The sequence below is a fragment of the Microbispora sp. H10949 genome (assembly GCF_014161435.1).
GTDB lineage: Bacteria > Actinomycetota > Actinomycetes > Streptosporangiales > Streptosporangiaceae > Microbispora > Microbispora triticiradicis.
Genome location: NZ_JABBWZ010000003.1, coordinates 1 through 17,002 on the forward strand (window position 1 = coordinate 1; position 17,002 = coordinate 17,002).

At 68.5% G+C, this 17,002-nt stretch carries 14 protein-coding genes and 2 CRISPR repeat arrays; of the genes, 2 read left to right on the top strand and 12 right to left on the bottom strand.

The window, feature by feature from the left end:
• From HHX40_RS07620 to HHX40_RS07665, 10 genes are all read right to left on the bottom strand, one after another.
• The coding region (locus tag HHX40_RS07620; protein ID WP_182879985.1) for a helix-turn-helix domain-containing protein at positions 1-373 on the bottom strand (373 nt) is incomplete at its 3' end.
• Between the two features lie 76 nt (positions 374-449).
• A CRISPR array of direct repeats spans positions 450-874; the repeat unit is 30 nt; unit sequence GTTGCGACCCCTCGTAGGGGTGATGAGGAC.
• A gap of 127 nt (positions 875-1,001) precedes the next feature.
• Positions 1,002-1,265: a CRISPR-associated endonuclease Cas2 gene (cas2, locus tag HHX40_RS07625; protein ID WP_182879986.1), complete on the bottom strand. Its 264-nt coding sequence runs from the start codon at positions 1,263-1,265 to the stop codon at positions 1,002-1,004.
• A 6-nt stretch (positions 1,266-1,271) separates the two neighbouring features.
• Positions 1,272-2,252 (bottom strand): CRISPR-associated endonuclease Cas1, encoded by a 981-nt coding sequence (gene cas1 / locus HHX40_RS07630; RefSeq protein ID WP_182879987.1) that lies wholly within the window; start codon positions 2,250-2,252, stop codon positions 1,272-1,274.
• On the bottom strand, positions 2,253-2,750 hold the full coding sequence (locus tag HHX40_RS07635) for a CRISPR-associated protein Cas4 (protein ID WP_310737985.1): 498 nt from the start codon (positions 2,748-2,750) through the stop codon (positions 2,253-2,255).
• Entirely contained in the window at positions 2,747-5,083 is a 2,337-nt protein-coding gene (gene cas3 / locus HHX40_RS07640; protein ID WP_182879988.1) for a CRISPR-associated helicase Cas3', read from the bottom strand. Before cas3 ends, HHX40_RS07635 begins: the two co-directional genes overlap by 4 nt.
• 7 nt (positions 5,084-5,090) lie before the next feature.
• On the bottom strand, positions 5,091-5,810 hold the full coding sequence (cas5, locus tag HHX40_RS07645) for a CRISPR-associated protein Cas5 (RefSeq protein ID WP_220498853.1): 720 nt from the start codon (positions 5,808-5,810) through the stop codon (positions 5,091-5,093).
• Positions 5,807-6,805 carry a type I-B CRISPR-associated protein Cas7/Cst2/DevR gene (gene cas7i, locus HHX40_RS07650; RefSeq protein ID WP_310737986.1) on the bottom strand — a complete coding sequence of 333 codons (999 nt, stop codon included), beginning with the start codon at positions 6,803-6,805 and terminating at the stop codon, positions 5,807-5,809. Before cas7i ends, cas5 begins: the two co-directional genes overlap by 4 nt.
• A gap of 37 nt (positions 6,806-6,842) precedes the next feature.
• Positions 6,843-8,270, bottom strand: coding sequence for a hypothetical protein (locus HHX40_RS07655; protein WP_220498854.1), 1,428 nt, complete (start codon positions 8,268-8,270; stop codon positions 6,843-6,845).
• Positions 8,267-8,995, bottom strand: coding sequence for a CRISPR-associated endoribonuclease Cas6 (locus HHX40_RS07660; RefSeq protein ID WP_182879989.1), 729 nt, complete (start codon positions 8,993-8,995; stop codon positions 8,267-8,269). The genes HHX40_RS07655 and HHX40_RS07660 overlap by 4 nt, the downstream gene beginning before the upstream one ends.
• Positions 8,996-9,270: 275 nt before the next feature.
• Positions 9,271-9,836: direct repeats of the CRISPR family, unit length 30 nt; unit sequence GTCCTCATCGCCCCTACGAGGGGTCGCAAC.
• A 189-nt stretch (positions 9,837-10,025) separates the two neighbouring features.
• Positions 10,026-10,550 (bottom strand): ATP-binding protein, encoded by a 525-nt coding sequence (locus tag HHX40_RS07665; RefSeq protein ID WP_182879990.1) that lies wholly within the window; start codon positions 10,548-10,550, stop codon positions 10,026-10,028.
• Between the two features lie 137 nt (positions 10,551-10,687).
• Here HHX40_RS07665 and HHX40_RS07670 point away from each other — a divergent pair, with 137 nt between their 5' ends.
• A complete protein-coding gene (locus HHX40_RS07670; RefSeq protein WP_182879991.1) occupies positions 10,688-11,530 on the top strand; it encodes a GntR family transcriptional regulator in 843 nt (280 codons plus the stop codon).
• Positions 11,531-11,546: 16 nt separating this feature from the next.
• Here HHX40_RS07670 and HHX40_RS07675 read toward each other — a convergent pair whose 3' ends face one another.
• Positions 11,547-12,542 carry an aminoglycoside phosphotransferase family protein gene (locus HHX40_RS07675; protein WP_182879992.1) on the bottom strand — a complete coding sequence of 332 codons (996 nt, stop codon included), beginning with the start codon at positions 12,540-12,542 and terminating at the stop codon, positions 11,547-11,549.
• Positions 12,539-14,893 (bottom strand): hypothetical protein, encoded by a 2,355-nt coding sequence (locus HHX40_RS07680; protein ID WP_220498855.1) that lies wholly within the window; start codon positions 14,891-14,893, stop codon positions 12,539-12,541. The genes HHX40_RS07675 and HHX40_RS07680 overlap by 4 nt, the downstream gene beginning before the upstream one ends.
• A 1,055-nt stretch (positions 14,894-15,948) precedes the next feature.
• Here HHX40_RS07680 and HHX40_RS07685 point away from each other — a divergent pair.
• Complete coding sequence (locus HHX40_RS07685) at positions 15,949-16,998, top strand: hypothetical protein (protein ID WP_182879994.1); 1,050 nt, start codon at positions 15,949-15,951, stop codon at positions 16,996-16,998.
• Positions 16,999-17,002 lie beyond the last annotated feature (4 nt).

Consider the following 17,002-nt stretch of genomic DNA (forward strand, 5'->3'; position numbering starts at 1 on the left):
ACCACAGATCGCACTGCGTGAGCTGGCCGGGCTGATAGGTCACCCGATCCACCGGATCGATGCCGACATACTCCGGGCGGATACGCGCCAGCAGCTTCTTCAACGGCCCTTCGGAGTACGGCCAGCCGATCCGCTGCGCGATCACCGGCACCGGCATCCTCGGCCACTCCCGCAAAAGCGCCCGCACCTGCGGCTCGTAGGCATCGGCCACCGAGCCGCGACGGGCCCGCTCGTACTTCGGCGGCCGGTCCGAGGCCAACGCCGCCCGCACCGTGTTACGGGCCACGCCCAGCCGCCGGGCGATCTCCTTGATGGGCACGCCCTCTGCCCGATGCAGACGGCGTATCTCCGCCCAGTCCTCCACCTTCAGCACCCTCCAAGGTCTCGGAGGGGGTTAGTTTTCGGAGTACCTCAGGGGGTCAGTTTTCAGGATCCGCCGACAGGATCAGGTTGCGACCCCTCGTAGGGGCGCTGAGGACGAAGGCACTGTGGACGCGATCCTCGTCTGGGTCGGGTTGCGACCCCTCGTAGGGGCGATGAGGACTGCCCTGCACGTCCGACACACTGACCGTCGCGGTTCGGTTGCGACCCCTCGTAGGGGCGATGGGGACCTGCCTCACCCAGACCGGCAGTCGGGTGCCGGTCACGTTGCGACCCCTCGTAGGGGTGATGAGGACGATGGCGTCGCGGTGACACACTGGCGGGCGCTAGGGTTGCGACCCCTCGTAGGGGTGATGAGGACCGGTGCCACATGCCTTGTGCGGCGGCTACGCCCATGTTGCGACCTCTCGTAGGGGTGATGAGGACAGCTACGCGCCCAAGGGCTGACGTACGCGGCGATCGGGTTGCGACCCCTCGTAGGGGTGATGAGGACCCCACCATAAAGCGGCAGGTCGGGCTGGATCTTAGCGCCTGGTTGAGGCGAAAGTTTGCAGTGGACCTCCGGTTGTGCACGGAACCCGGGAGGTTTGCTGCAATCAGCATGATGATCAAGGGGTGCTTCACAGGATGTCCGTGGGGGCGGGCTGGGCGCCGCCCCATTCCTGGCGTTCGGGGGAGGTGCCGGGTGGGAAGGTGAAGACGAGAACGCTGTCGTACGACTGGTCGATCACCTCTTCGACTCGATGGCGGAATCTCTTGAGCTGGGCCGGGCTCAGCGCTCCCTCGAACACGCTGCGCTGCACATGGTGGAGGTACTGCCGGCACAGCCGCAGGATGGCGGCGTTGCGCTTCGCCAGCGTGTCGTAGACCACGACCACGTACACGTCGTCTCACCACCAGATCCGAAACGGCTTGTACGGCGTGCCCTCCAGGCATCTGCGGGTGAGCTGAAGCGCCTCCAGATACAGCAACTCGTCGTAGCCGACGTTGCGGCCCAGTGACCGGTGCTGAATCGTCACAGCCAGTTCGTCCCTGACGGTCTGGACGACCAGCTTCCTGCCCGTCTCGCTCAGCATCGCCTGGTTGATGTCCGTCTCGATATGGGCGGGCTTGAGCTGACCTCGCGCGGCGAGCCGGAGGAGCAGCCGTTCGGCGAAGAGCGGCTTGAACACCTCCGCGAGATCCAGCACCAGGGAGTGGCGCTGGCGTTCCATCGTGCTGTGCAGGAAAGCCACGCCCGTGTGCAGCGGCGTCAGTCTTATCGCCGAGAGCATCCGCGCGTAGACGATCCCGTTCACATAGCTGATGAAGGCGTTGCCCGCGTTGCGCGGAGGCCTGCGGCTGCGGCCGTCGAGCCGCAGCCAGTCCGGGAGGCGGGTGTCCAGTACGGCCCAGGCCGAGCGGCGGAAGGTGCCCTCCGCGCCCATGAGTTGCTCTCGTGTGGTGGCATCGGTGATCGACGCTGCGAGTACGGCCATCGGCCGGTCGAGGAGCTTGCGGTCGACGACCCGGCGCACGTTCACCGCGGTGCTGGCGACGATGGCCCGGGCGATTTCCATGGAGGACGCCGGATCGGCGGCCAGCCCCACCTGGGCGATCACCGTCTGCCCCGAAACGCTGGTGTCCGCGGTAAGCAGCGAACCGGCGTAGTCCCCGTAGTGGCTGAGGAAGTGCACGTTGATCCGGTACTGGTTGAGCAGGCTGATCACGGAGGTGTTGAGATCGACGGCCTCGCAGGCGACGATGTCGCGCACGTCGGTCACCGGAATGTGGACCGGCGCCCCCTCGGGCCGTTCGATCCGCAGAGACTGATCTTTGCGGCGGATCCGGCAGGACGTCGTGAGCCAATAGGTACGGGCGGCGGTTGGCATCTATTCGTTCCAGCAGTAGTCGGCGTAGGAGCAGCCTCGGCAGGCGGACCGGGCGAGCAGCGGCGGTGAATCGGGCGCGGACACCACGGCCAGCACCTCGGCGATGTCGGCCTCGGCCTGCTCCGCGGCTTGTGCCGTGTACGGCAGGCGCTTGGTGCGACGGGTCTTGGGGTAATGGAGGATTCCGCCCTGCGCGTCCACGCCGACGGCCCGCAGCCGGTAGCAGTAGTGCAGGGCCTGCGCCTCGTCGGCTCGGCTCGGCCGCGACGACGACTTGACCTCGTGCACCCAGGCGGCGCCGTCGAGGTGGTCCAGCTTCGCCGCGCCCAGGTCGACCGGGGAGCTTCGGGTGTAGGAGGTCTCGTGCACCGCCTCGCCCAACTGGACGGTGGCGCTGAGCTGCTCGGGTCGCATCCCCCGTGCGTAGAGCCACAGCTGGCGTCGGCAGTGGTAGAGGTACTTGACGTGCACGCCGCCGACGTCCTCGGGGCCGATCACAGCACCTCACCCGCCTGATACTCACGGGCGGCCGGTCCGCGGATCTCGCCGAGGCCGAGCCGCTCGTCGTAGTCGGCCTCCACGATCCGCACCCCGAGGCGCTTCTCCCAGGTCGTCAGCGGCGCCGCCCAGAACGGTATCGGAATCAGGAAGCGCTCGGCGAGCAGACGCCCGGCCGCCCTGACGTCAGGCACCTGGCCGAGACTCGCCTTGTAGGCGTCACGATCGCTGGACAGGACCGCCTCCGTCCCGTCGAACAGTTCGTCGAACCGCTCACCGAGGTCGTCTCGGCTGCTGAACGGATGCGCGAAGTTCAGGAAGGCGTCGGTGAACTCCGTCCGGTGCCGGAGCACCTCGTCGTGCCACTCCTGGCCCCAGGCGGTGCCGTACACCTCGTCGAGCCAGAGCCTCGCCTCCCCCTCGTCGACCACCGCGCCGTCATGGCGGCCCAGGATGACCCAGCCCGCCTCGACCGGCTCCCGTGGATAGACGCCGTCGGCGTGGTCCTCGCCCCGCCCCCGCCTCGGAGCGAACGCCGCCTGATGCACGACGACATCGGCGGGCGGCCGTTCGGCGACTCGGTTGACCCGGCCGAACCGCTGCAGCAGCGCCTCCAGCGGTGCGGCCGAGGTGAACAGGCAGTCGAAGTCGACGTCGAGGCTCACCTCCATTACCTGGGTGGCGACCACCAGCCCCGGACGCCGGGGACGGCCCGTGCCGAAGCGCTCGGCGATCGCCGCCTCAATGGCCGAGCGGTCCATCCGGCGGAAGCGCGCGTGCAGCAGGTAAGCGACCTCGGTCTCTTGTGCGAGTTCGCCGAACAGGTGCTGGGCGTCGGCGACGTTGTTGGCCACCACGAGCACCGACTCGCCACGCGTCAGCCTGCCGCGTATCTCGTCGACCGAGTCAGGGTCGGTCAGATGCCGGTCCCGCAGCGCCAACCGGTGTCGTCGTGGCGCACCCGCCGCGGACGCCTCGACCAGATGGACGTTCCGTCGCAGCGTGTCCCGGAAGAGGTGGGCCAGGGCGTCCGGGAGCGTGGCGGAAAGCACGGCGACGCGCCCGCCCAGCCGCTCCCACAGACCCGCCGTCGCCATGATGTAGCCGAGCCGCCGGGGATCGTAGGCATGCAACTCGTCCAGCACGAATACCGAGTTCGCGGCGTCGATGAGCGTCGCCGCGTGGGCCGGTCCGGCCAGCACGCCACGCAGGATCTGGTACGGCGTGCCGACCCGCACGGTCTCCCGGAACAGCCGGGTCGCCGCCGCCCGGGAGACGGCCTTCCGCGCGGCGTCGGCCTGTGCGTCCTCGCCGTCTTCCGGGCAGATGGCGGCGGCGAGGTGGTAGGAGGCGGCCCGGGAGTGCATCACCCCCACCAGCGTCTCGTCGCCCAGCAGCGTGCCCAGCCGTACCGCCATGGCGTTGATCGAAGCGAGGTAGGGCAGGGTGAAGAAGACCCTCGGCACGCCACCGGTCGCCTCAGTGATCGCCGTAGCCTGCGCCGCCGCCCACAGCAGGCCCGCCTCGGTCTTCCCCGAGCCGGTCGGGGCACGCAAGAGGAGATGCCCGTCGATCTCCGCCGCGCCGGTCTGGTGCGGGCGCAGGTTCCGGCCGCGGTCGGCGAACGCCTTCTCCAGCAGCGGCCGGAAGTCCGCCCCCAGCGGTTGGTACGCGTCCAACGTGCTGTGCGCGGAGGAGACGTGGTCGGCCAGTGTCACCGCGCCCTGGAGTAGCACCGCCGTCAGCCCCTCGTCCGCGGACGCCGGCATCTCCCACTGGTCGAGCAGCAGGTCGAAGACCCGCCGCGCACTCGCGATGACGTCCAAGGGCCCATCCGGGCAGGGCGCCGTCGTCAGTCCCGCCTGCCAAGCCGTCTCGTAGAGCCACTCACGCAGTTCACCGGCGACGTCCCCGGGAACCGGCTCGAAGCGGTCGCGCCACTCCTGCTCACTCGCGCCGCCGTACGCCCGGACCAGCGAGCTGTGTCCGCCGTCGAGGGCACGATGATGGGTGGCGACGCCGGTGGCCACCCACACGAGCAGACGCTCGTCGGTGATCAGGCCCGGCAGGAAGCCCAGCGACACCACCTCGTGCCGTTCGCCCCAGGATCTGATGCGCCCCCTGAGCATGGCCTGGAACCCGTACGGGATCTTCCCGGCGTCATGGCAGAGTGCGGCGAGGCAGACCGCCGGCCAGAACAGCCCTTCGGCGACCCGAGCCGGCACGGCAATCGCTCCGACCCGGCGGCGCACAGCGGCGGCGCCCTCCAGGGTGGCCGCGAGGTGAGCGGTCAGCCGCTCCGGCGGGTCGCTCTTGGCGAGCAAGTCACCCAACCCCACCTCACACCACCGCCGACAGATGCCCGGGATGGACCGGAGGTAGCGGCACCACCGCCCGGCCCTGTTCGTCCGACCACTCCGCGCAGATCAGCAGGTCGCTGCGTCCGGAGGCGTCGAAGTGGTACCCGTCCCAGGTCCGCTGCCGGTCTGGCGAGATCGCGGTCGGCAGCCGCAGCAACGTCCCGGCGGGCAGCGCTCCGGCGAGCACAGGGGCGACGCCCTCGGGCAGCACGGCCGAGCCTTGGCGGCCGGGGCCCGGGCACAGCGCCACCCGCCTCGTGGTCACCCTGACCAGGTCCTGGCTCCGGCCCAGCCGCAGCGGCCACACCGGCCTGCGGAGTCTGCGCTCCCACGATCCGATCTCATCGGTGAGCCATACGGTCAGCGTCGCGCCGGAGAGGAAACCGCGCTCCCGGGGCGTCGGATCGGCCTTTTTCCCCGACGCGTCCAGCGGGTGATAGGTCTCCAGGTCGACCCCCACGCCGCGGGCGTGGAACGCCATCGCGAAGCGCGTCTCCAGGGAGACACAGCCCCATCCGCCTGCCGCCGCTGCGAGCATGCCGGCCACCGTCGAGGGCGGCGGGCAGGGCAGCGCCACCTGAACCCCTGCGTACAGGGGGTTGCGGAAGGAGACGAGCGGCGCGGTGACCGTGACCTCCAGCGCCTGGATCGTCGGCGGCACATTGGGCGACACCTCATCCGGCGATTCCGTCGCCGTCATGCCTTCGGATCCTCGAACCACGTGTCCCGCTCGCCTCGCTCGATCTGCTCCGCCAGCCGCCCGAGCAGGATCCGCGGATGATCGACGACCAGGTCATCGGCGGCGATCAGGTCGGCGAGTTCGGCACATGCCTGATCACGCTGGTCGCCTAGGAACCCGGGCGCCCACCCGAGCATGACCGGCCCGTCCAGCTCGTCGGCCCACGCCTGCATCTCCGCGCGCAGCACGGCGGGGTCGAACCTGGCCCGGCCGTTCCGGACCCCCAGCACCCTGGTGAAAGGGTTGATCCCACCCTTGAGCGGCGCGAGCAGGACCAGCGCCGGCGTGCGGTCGCCGTAGTGCATCGACTGCTTCGCTCCGCCGCGTACGGCGGCCAGCGTCCGCAGCAGCAGCGCGGCCCGGCGGCGCCGCTCCTCCACCGGAAGCCGCAGGGCCTCACAGCCGCGGAACGTGACCGGCTCCGCGCCCCGCTCGCGCGCCTCCTTGGCGGCGGGCTCCGGCAGGGCGACCTTCAGCCCGCTGCCGTCGATCTCGAAGACGCCGACCCTGGGCAGGTCCAGCAGCACGTCACCGGCGAGCTCGGCGCTGTAGAACTCATGACCGTGCAGCACCGGGTTCTCCCCGGCGGCGAAGCCACGGCTCATCGTGCCGAAGTCGCGTTCCGGCGCGCGCGGGGCGACCGACACGAACGTCCCGGTGGCGAGCACCGTCTCCCGCTGGCAGGTCTTCGCCTTGTCGTTCTTGACCGCCACCATGTAGCCGAACAGGTCGTCGTCCAGGTAGAGATCGGGCCGGCCCCTCGTGTACGCCTGCTGCTTCTGCCCGCTGCCCGACCGGATGACCGGCGACACAGGCTCAGAGGAGGGCAGCGAGTCACGCAGCCAGCGCCGGAACGCCTGCGCCGACACGTACGGATGCACGTCGCGCCCGACGCGAAGCTGCTTGACGCGGGCCACGTTGTCCTCACCCAGCCCGTTGTTCGGCGCCCCCGCCACGATGTCCAGGAACGACCTTTCCCACCAGGTAGCTCATCTACGACTCCTTCTCGTCCGACGCGAACACGAGATCTTCGGGTTGGTCCTGCTCCTCGGCCGCCAGCTCCGCCGCGATCTCCGCCCGGTCGGCCGGTCTGAAGCCCTGCTCGTGGAGCCGCTGAACGACTGACACGACCAGAAGCTGACGATGGAACCACGCCTGCTCCACCTCGGGATCGAAGAGGAGCCGGAACTGTTCCTCCGTAATCAGAGGCCCTGCCACCGAGGTGCGGGAATCGAGCAGGGCGTCGAGGTTGCGGCGCATCAGCCAGTGCCGCATGCGCTTGGGCTCCTTGAGGGTGGCGTTGAACTCCCGGAGCTTCCCGGCCGAGTTCTCCGCCGTCAGCCACGCGGCCACCTGCCCTCCGGCGGCCCTGATCTCGTCGATCTCGTTCTGGTTCATCCGCATCACCTCGATCACTAGGGAGAAGCACAGTTCGGCCAGGTCCGCGGAGTCGCTCCTGATCACGCCGCGGTCGAGATGCCGGGTCAGGTAGCGCGCGCAGGCTCCGGCGATCAGCTCCGTGAATCGGAAGGCGTTGCGAGCGAGGCCGACGACGCCCGGGCGGCCCGGCCTGGCGTGAGCCCGGAGCAACGCGCGGAAACCCCGCCTTCGCGCTGGCAGCCGGGCGGAGAGCCGCAGCCATTCGGCGAGCGGCTGGTCCATCGACTGAATTTCCAGGGTCTGTCCCCGGTTGTTGTTGCTGAAGACCAGCAATTCCACGCCCGCCGTCAACCGGTCGTCGTGGTCGCGCAACGCGCGCAGCGCGAGCGTCTCCCGATCGGACCCTCCCCGAGGGTCGGCCGTGCCCAGCGCGATGAACTGCCGGCTCCGCTCGACCCGGCGGGACACCGTCCGTGACATGAACCGCTCGTCCCAGCTGTGCAGCGCGATGGAGGGTCCGCCAGTGAGACGGCAGCCGTACGGGAGGGCGTAGAAGCAGCACAGGCACGGCCAGCACAACGCCATCCCCTGATGGCCGCGCGGTGTGGTGTTGCGGTAGACGTCGCTCTCGGCCAGAGGGACGTCCTTCTTGCCGTAGAAACCGACCGCCGCCCGCCCGCAGAGGACACACGCCGCTTCCGGCCATGTGCCAGGTTCGGGACACCTGCGCCAGGCCCGTACGGCGGTGCGGATCTCCTCGTCGTCCTTCTTGGCGTTGCTCGGATGATTCATCTTCGAGTTCGGGAAGAACGACATGCTGGCCTTGAGCCAGAAGCCTTGGTCGTGCTTGGTGTCCCGCACGAGCGCCGCCCGGAGGGCGTCCTCGGTGAGGATGCCGACGGCGTCGTCGAAGGCCGAGGGCGCCAGATGCTCCGGTGTGCGCGCCCCGCCGAGGAACGCCAGCGCGTACGCGCCCACCCGCTGCAGGGGATGCGCGGTCAGCACCGGACGTTTCCCATCGTCGTGGTCGACGTGGCTCAAGCGGCCACCCAGCCGAAACCGGCCGCGTTGGCCGCGCCGAGACCCCAGCTCCAGATGGCCCGCAGAGTGTCGGGTGGCCCGGTCAACTCCACCTCGACGGGCGCGCCAGGCTTCGCACCCTGGCCGACGGCGAAGGAGCGCTTCGCGCCGATCCAGGAGATCTCGGTGAGCGACACCTCGGGATCGAGCCCCAGCGTCTCCGCCTTCCGCCGGAGGTTGCGCTGAAAGAACACGGGGAACTCGGTATCGGTCGGCAGCAGCCACGCCTGCCGGGTGGTCCGCTGGCCCGACTCTTCCCGGCCGGTGCCCTTCATGACGACGGGGGTGAGTGTCCGGAACCGCCCACGCCCCGACGCGTACGACGGAGGCTCGACCGGTGCGACGCTGAGGATCCGCAACGCGGCGCCGCCCCAGTCGAGCAGCTCCCGCCGTTTGATTCCCTGCGCCAGCGCGGCGGTCACCTCGAACAGCGGGCTGCCCAGCTCCACCCAGCCGCGGCCTCCGAGGGCGTACGCCCCGCGACGCCGCCGCGCCTGGGGAAAGACCGGCGCGCTGTGCCCCAGCGGAACCATGCCGTACGGCCCCGCTCCCTGCGCGTGGAGTTGCCGGCCCAGGTCCGGCGCTTCCCGCGCGAGCAGGTCGTACGCCAGGGACCGCCCGGGAGCCAGCACCTTCGCCCACGCGAGCTCGGTCGCCGCCGTGGCCACCTCGATCCGTACTCTCACCGCTCTCCTCCTTGCGTCTGCCTTCGTGGAACACAGATGGACGAAAGCCGAGACCGGTGCCTGACCTCGGCGTTCTCCGTGGCGCGCCCACCTGGAGGACGAGACGGGATGACGACGGCGGGCGCGAGGGTGGATTACGCTTTTTCCGTCATGACGACGACCCTGTCGATCATGGTTTTGCAGCAGATCTCTCGGGTTTCCTGCACAACCGGAGGTTCGCTGCAAAACGGCTCTTTCAGTAGCCGCTGTTGCACCCCAAGACCTGCGGCTTTACCGTGGGCATCGCCCCTACGAGGGGTCGCAACCCACAGCACCCAGCCCCTCGGTTTCGGCTGCCACGGGTCCTCATCGCCCCTACGAGGGGTCGCAACTCGAATTCAACGACCCGCCGTTCGGGTCCTCGAAGTGTCCTCATCGCCCCTACGAGGGGTCGCAACAGCGGGTACACCGGTCTCACGTCTGTCATCCAGGGGACCGGTCCTCATCGCCCCTACGAGGGGTCGCAACGCGCGATGCCCGGCCGCACCGTACATCTCAAGATAGGGGTCCTCATCACCCCTACGAGGGGTCGCAACCGGCACAGGTTGTAGCGCCCGGACGTGCAGAGCGGGCGTCCTCATCACCCCTGCGAGGGGTCGCAACATGTCCTTGGTGCGTAGCTCGTGCAGGGCGCATCGGTCCTCATCAGCCCTACGAGGGGTCGCAACATGCGAGGCATGGGGGGATCTCCGGGGGTGTGGGGGTCCTCATCGCCCCTACGAGGGGTCGCAACCTGAACCCGTACCGGGTCGCGACCTCTTTCCAGGTGGGCGTCCTAATCGCCCACACGAGGGGTCGCAACATGACGAATCCGGCGTCGGCCAGGCCCTGGATGGCGGTCCTCGTGACCCCTGCGAGGGTTGCAACCTCGATCCGGCCGGGCTCGCCATAGGCCGGCATCTCCATAAGTCCTTATCGCCCCTGGGGGGTCGCAATGGCTGACTGGCGACGTCCATGCCGATTGGCAGCATGTCGGCCCGCCCATCGCGGTTTATGACTGGTTGCGAGAGGCGAGGTCGCGGTTGCTGGTCTCGGGGTCGGTTGTTAGGAGTTCGGCCCAGACGGCGTGGCCGATGGCTTGCGTGCCGCGGAAGCCGACCCGCGATGCCAGGGCGGCGACGATGGCCAACCCTCGTTGCCGCTCGGCCAATTCATCCCCTTTCCGCTGCGTGAAGCTGGGGGTGCCGCCCCAGCCGCAGTCGTAGACGGGGATGCGGATGATTTGGGGCTTCCGGGTGACCTCGACGATGAATGTGCCGCCAAGCTCGCCACTGCTCGTGTGTACGACGGCGTTCGCGGCGAGTTCGGCGACGATCAGCTCGAGGTCGTCGCCCAGAGGTGAGTCCTCGAGCAGGAACCGTACGAAGCGGCGGGCGCGGGACACCTGCTCCAAGCGGCCGGGGAAGGTACGTCGCCAGGCGAGACCACCTGGGCGAAGCCGGATCGTCGCGTCGACGAGTTCCGGCCGCACCTCACCGGAGCGCTTGGGCGAAAGGGTGCTGGTGTCATCGGTCATCTGGCCTGTCCTTCTGGCGGGGGAACTTGTCTAGGTCACCTAGGCATGCTTGAACGATTACGTTCCGTGACTTCCCTGTCAAGGGAGTTAGCGAAAACCCAGCTAGGCAGGCTAGGTAAACCTAGACTTCCGGTGTGATGAGCCTGGACCCCGACGATCCGCGACCGCCGTACAAGCAGGTGGCCAACGCACTCAGGGCGGCGATCCTTACCAAGACATTCGAGCCGGGGGAGAAGCTCCCCTCCGGGACGGAGCTGGCCGCCACCTATGGCGTGGCACGGATGACCGTCCAGCAGGCCATCCGGCTTCTGCGGGACGAAGGGCTCGTCGTCTCCCGGCAGGGGAGCGGTGTTTTCGTCCGGGAGCGGACCGAGCGTCCCGTCGAACTGCGTCCGCACCTGGAGCGGGCGTTCGAGCAGGGGGATGTCTCGCTCGACTTCGCCGGGTTCTCAGGTGAGACTCTGGCGGGAGTGCTCCAGGAGCCGCTCGACAAGGTCCGCATCGGGAGGCTTACTCCCGACTCGATCTCGCTACGCATCCTCATCCCGGACATGGAGCAGCCGATGCTCCTGCCGCGCCTTGTCGACGGCCCTGCCGACGAAACCGACGTCATGCAGCGAACTCGGCGGATTCTGCGGCGGAGCGTCCAGCTCGTGGCCGACAGCGTGCACGAACTCGCCGATCTCGGCCTCGTGCGGAACGCGTCGGTGGAGGTGCGCGCCTATGCGGCCACGCCGTTCTTCAAGCTGTACGTGATCAACCATGAGCAGGTGTTCTTCGGCTTCTACCCCGTCGTCCGCCACACGGCTCGCCTTGATGGTGAGCGCAAGGATCTCTACGACGTCATGGGCAGGGACACCGTGCTGTTCCACCATTCGCTGACGGATGACCCCTCCTCGACTTCCTCGCAGTACGTCGCCCAGGCCCGGGCGTGGTTCGAGAGTGTGTGGACCACGATCAGCCATGAGGTGGATCTCTAACAGATGACGGGTAGGGTCAACCTCGTCGTACCGCCTTCTCGATCGTCTCTCGGGACACCGGCTCAGGGATACCCCAGACGGCCGCCGCCGCGGCGTGCTTGGCAAGCAGCTTGTCGATCAGGTCTTGCTCTTCTGCGGGCATCAGCCTCCCGGAAGAGATGAGCTGCCTGTAGCGGATGGTGTCGACGATTGCCGACTTCACCCGTTCGTGGGCGAGGTACGCATCCAGATCTCGCTTCCAGCCCCGTGTCAGCTCTGGCGCCATCGCGACGAGCCACCGGCCGAGCACGGCCTCCTGTTCGTCGTCCTGGTAGGCCATCTTGTGGAAGTGCACGGCGAGCTCATACAGCGGGTCACCCCAGAGGGCGAGCTCCCAGTCGAGGAAGATCGTGCGCGCGCCATCGACGATCATGTTCTTCCGGTGCACGTCGGAATGCAGGAGCCGGAAGGGGCGTGCGGTCATGGCCGGCCATCGTGCTCGCGCCGCAGCGAGCGGATCGGCGGGGATACCCAGCTCCGCGAACAGCCAGGCGAACTCGTCGACAAAGGCGTCGTAGACGCGCTGCGTGGTGTCGGACAGGACGTTGGCGAAGGCAGACGTGTCCCCGTCGGTCGGCCACGTCTGCGGTAGGTCGGGGAGATTCTCGCGGGGCAACCTCGCGAGCTGCGAAAACAACTCCACCACCGCGTCCAGGACGACGGGAGGGACACGGTCACCGCGCGGCGCCACATCGTCCACGACGAGGCCGGGGATGAACTCGTGTATCTGGTACGCGGGTGATGCCGAAACATGCAGCAGCCGGGGAGCATGAGTCACATACGGCGCGATGATCGATAAGACTTCATGTTCCGGCCAGATCCGCAAGTCGACTTCGTCGGCTTCGTGCAGGGGGATTCGCACGATCACCGGGCCCGACGCGGTGTCGATGCGAACGTTCTTGTTGTAGAACCCGCTGCTCCCCGGCGCCTTCAGAGCGGCCTCGTACGCGGCCCAGTAGACGTCCCCCGTCATCCCAGCAACCTTCGCAGGTAGTGCGTCATGCGATCCTCCAACGCGTCGTGGGAGTCGACCGGTTCAATCGCGGCCCAGGCCCGCTGGGCGGCGGCCTTCACCTTCTCATCCGGCCGGTTCACGAGTTCCAGCAGACGGTCGGCGACGACGATCAGTGTGGGGTAGACCTCCACGCTGAGGAGCTCGTCGACCGCCCAGCGCGCTGAGATCGCCATGTCGTCCGGCTCCCCACGGCGCAGGTGCAGGCACGCCCGCAGAAGCTCGGCGCGGGCCCGGCCGGAGCGATAGCGGGCCTTCTCCAGGGCCACGCAGGCGGCGTCGAGTGCCTCGCCGGCTTCGGCGTGACGCCCGAGCGTCAGCAGGGCTTGGCCGAGAGCGCTGTAGGCCTTACCGATTTCGTGGATGGCGCCGATCTCGGAGTTGACCTCCACGGCCTTCCTCGCGACGGCGACCGCGGCGGTCGGATCAGTCCATGCCAGCAGTTCCGCTCGATTGGTCGCGACCAGCGCCGTCCCGATGATGGTCTGTGCCTGCTCGTAGTGTCGCACCGCTTCGCCCAGATGCCCTTCCGCGGCGACGAAGTCGTACGAGAAGCGAAGCGCCAGATGACGTAGCCGGGCCAGGTCACCCTGGAGCACGAGGTCGTCGTCAGGGCACTCTCTCGTGACCTGCTCCGCCAGCTCGAAGGCCCGCCGGAACCGGCCCTGAGCCATGTGCAGGTCGGCGGCCCACAGACCGGCCGGACGCCTCGCCGGTCCGTCGTGTACGGCCAGGACGTCGCTGTAAATCTGTAGAGCGCGTGCGGTCTGTCCGGCTATTCGCCGGCCATGGGCGGCGGCGACCGCGAGACGTGCGCCGGGCTCCGTTCCCAGCCGCCAGGGCGCGTCGGGCGTCAACTCGTTGATCCGGTCGGAGTCACCGAGCAGTACGGCCGCCTCGGCGGCGAGACAGGCAGCGGCCTCCTCAAGAGCGGGATCGGCTCGGCCATTAGGCCCGTCGAGATAGGCCCGCAGATCCGAGATCAGGCCGCTGACTCCCCGGGCTCCACCACGGGCGGTGATGCGGTCGGCGTACAGCAGCAGCTTTTCGGCGGTCAGCGCGTGCGCGTGCAGGCCGTGGAAGACAAGCTCGCGGATGCCGGCGGGATCCTCGGCTCGCCCGCTCCAGAGAACGTGAAGGGTGCGGTGGGCTTCGCTGATCATCTCTGCCGAGAGTCGTGCCCGCAGCATCTCGGCCATGAGCTGGTGCAGATGGAAACAGCCATTGCCCGCCGGGTACAGAAAGGAGTAGGCGACAAGGCCCTCCCACGCCAGCCTGCTCCCGGGCAGGTGAAAGGCCGCCGCCAGACCCCGGAACAGCTCGTAGTCGAAGGTCCGGGTCACGCTGAGCAACTGCAGGTAGCGGCGTTCCTCGGCGGTCACATGGTGCAGAAAACGCTGAGCGATCTCATCCTGGGAGATCGCGTGACCGTCGGCCTGGCTGTCCGTGGCCAGGTGCAGGTAGAACGGCAGCCCTACGCTCGCCTGTGCGATGACGCGACGCTGGACGGGATCGCTCATGCCGCCGTCGGCCAGTAGTTCCAGCCGCGCCTCCATCGGCAGCCCTTCGACAGGAAAGTCCCGGACGACGCGCCGCCAGTCCGAATCGTGGACCTCCCAGTTCAGCCGCTCCCTGCTGGCGATCACCATCAGGCCACGATCCAGCTGTGCCGCCAGGTCGCGAAGCCAAGCGTCGTCGCCGGGCGAACGGCCCAGAGCTTCGTAGGCGTCCACGAGAATCACGTACGCTTTGTCTTCACTACTGGCACGCAGGTCCTCAGCGAACATGAAGGTGACGGCGTCGACCAGCGCCGCGCCGGGAAGCGTGTCGAGTTGCCGGAGAATCTCGTTCTCCCGTAGACGGCGGCGATGCTTACGGCTGCTGTTGCCCTTTTCCAGAAGCTTCAGCAGCCCTACCGCGGTGCCGAATATGGGTACGCCGGCGGCGGTGTCGAGAACTTCGGTCAGGACCTCGCTACGTTCCACGAACGGCAACTCCGCGCGGGTGAGAGCCAGGTGCGGATGAAGGCGCTGCCACAGCACCGCGTAGGCGATGTCGTAGCGGTCGAATCGGACACCCTGCTCGCCGAGCTGCATGCGGAGTACGGCGAGGGCGTCCTCCTGCTGCCGGTGAGCGGGCACCTGCAGGTCGAGCGAAGCGATCCGGTGGGACGCCTTGACCCGTTCGCCGAACTCGCGCAGTAACCGCGACTTGCCGATTCCGCCGACGCCGATGATGTTGAGGACACGAGGCTCTTGCCCGATCCGGGAGAGTTCCTCATCAAAAGCCGCGAAAGCGGCTTCTCGATCCACGAATGGGCGCTGCAAGGTCGCAACCCGGCGAAAGCGGGGTCCGAGGGGCATTCGACTTCTCTCGGTATGGGGGCCGTCTCAGGGCGTGCCCACCAATGAAATCGGCAAGGGCGCGGAGTGGTCAACGACTTTCGAGAGCTCCACGTCCGCATTCCCGTTTTCGGTGTGTCGTAGCCGATCCCATCATGGCCACGGCCTTGATCATGCTTTTGCAGCAGACCTCCAGGGTTTCCTGCACAACCGAAGGTTCGCTGCAAAACGGCCCTCTCGGCAGTCACTCTTGCGCCCCGCGACCTGCGGCTTTACCGTGGGGTCCTCATCGCCCCTGCGAGGGGTCGCAACCCGATGCTGCGCCGAGGGCTGGCTTTGCGGACCGCGGTCCTCATCGCCCCTACGAGGGGTCGCAACAGGCATACCCGGCCAGGCACAGCGTGGTGCCGCAGAGTCCTCATCGCCCCTACGAGGGGTCGCAACTGCAGGAAGCGGGGTGTGGAGGTGATGCGGAAGCGCGCCAGTCCTCATCGCCCTTGCGAGGGGTCGCAACTGGAACACGCGGCGGTGGTGGAGCTGCGCCCGGAAAGAGTCCTCATCGCCCCTGTGAGGGGTCGCAACATCAGCCGCGGGCCGAGAAGCTGGGCCAGGTTCGCGTCATCATCACCCCTACGAGGGGTCGCAACCGACGAGCACCGCGCGGGTCGGGTCGAACATCACAGCTGTCCTCATTGCCCCTGTGGGGAGCCATAACCGCCAAATTGTGCTGTGTGTGCCCTCGCCGCCCTGAAATCCTTATCGCCCCCTATGAGGGGCTCGCACTGTGATGTCCGTTGCCGGGTCAGGGGTCCACTTCGGTGATCACTCAGGCAGGCCGCCGGGGCCTGTCGTTTTCGTCCATCTGTAGGGGGTGAGAGCGCGGATCACGGGCGAGAGGGCGAGAGCGGATGGGGCGTTTCCCGGTCGGGGCCGGTGGAGGTACGGCGAGGCCACTGCTGGAAGGCGCGTCGCGCTGGATGGTGGCGGCTTTCGCCGGTGTCGCGGGTGCGGTGGCCGCTGGCACCGTGCCTGATGTGATCAAGAGCTGGCTGGGGGACCAGCGGTCGTTCCTGACGCTCCTGTGCGTGGTCGCCGCCGCGACGTTCGCGGGCATCAATCTCTGGCAGCAGCGCAGCAGGGGCGTCGGCATAGTGATCTCCCTGCCGAGGAGCGTGTGGCGGGGCCCGTGGAGTGGTCAGTGGAGCGCCGCGGCCGCCGACCACGCGCGCCGCCACCATGACTCCTGCTTCACAGTGCGGCGCGACGTTCCGGCTCCCTCGCCGGGCGACGACGTCGAGGAGCAAGCGGAGGCCCGCGAGGCGCGGAGGCAGACGCTCGACCTGGCATACGAACTGGTCACGGCCCGGCTGACCGAGCTGTCGGAGTCGGATCCCGCCACCCCGGTCTCGCTCTACATCAACGCCGCGCTGCCCGACGCGTTCGAGCTGGGCGCGCGGTTCAAGTTCAACGTGCAGCGGCGGTTACGCGCGTTCGGTGGTGGCGCCCGTCCGGCCGCCGGCAGCGAGCAGGCGCACGGCGGTGATGCGGACCTGGCGGAAGTGCCGGTGCTGCCGCAGCGTGCGGAACGGGACGGGTCCGACTTCTTCGCCGCCGTACGGATGAGCGGCCGGTTGAAGGACCCGCTCAGTTCCGCAGAGGCGGTGCGGGCGGCGCGACTGGCCAAGGTCACCGAGCCGCCGGAGTTCGAGGAGGTGACCGATGGCACGGCCGTCGCGCTCGTCGTCCACCTGGCGGACAACCCGCTGATGGTCACCCAGGCGCTGTGGGCCGCCCGGGAGGGCTGCCTGGACACCGACGGCAGGTGGGAGCGGTGCCGGGCCGCACTCGTCGTCGAGGGCGGCCCGGCCAACCTGCCCGAGTCGCTCGCCGACTTCGAGCTGGCCGTACGGCACGTGTACGCGGCCTGGCGGGCCTGGACACTCACTCGGCCGCGATATCGCGAGCTTCGGCTGCGGCTGTTCATCGCCGCGCCGGTCAGCGTGGCCTTCGCGCTGGGCTGGCTGTTCGATCACGAGGTCAAGGTCGTCCCGCATCCGTACCAGACCGCGAAGTGAGGCG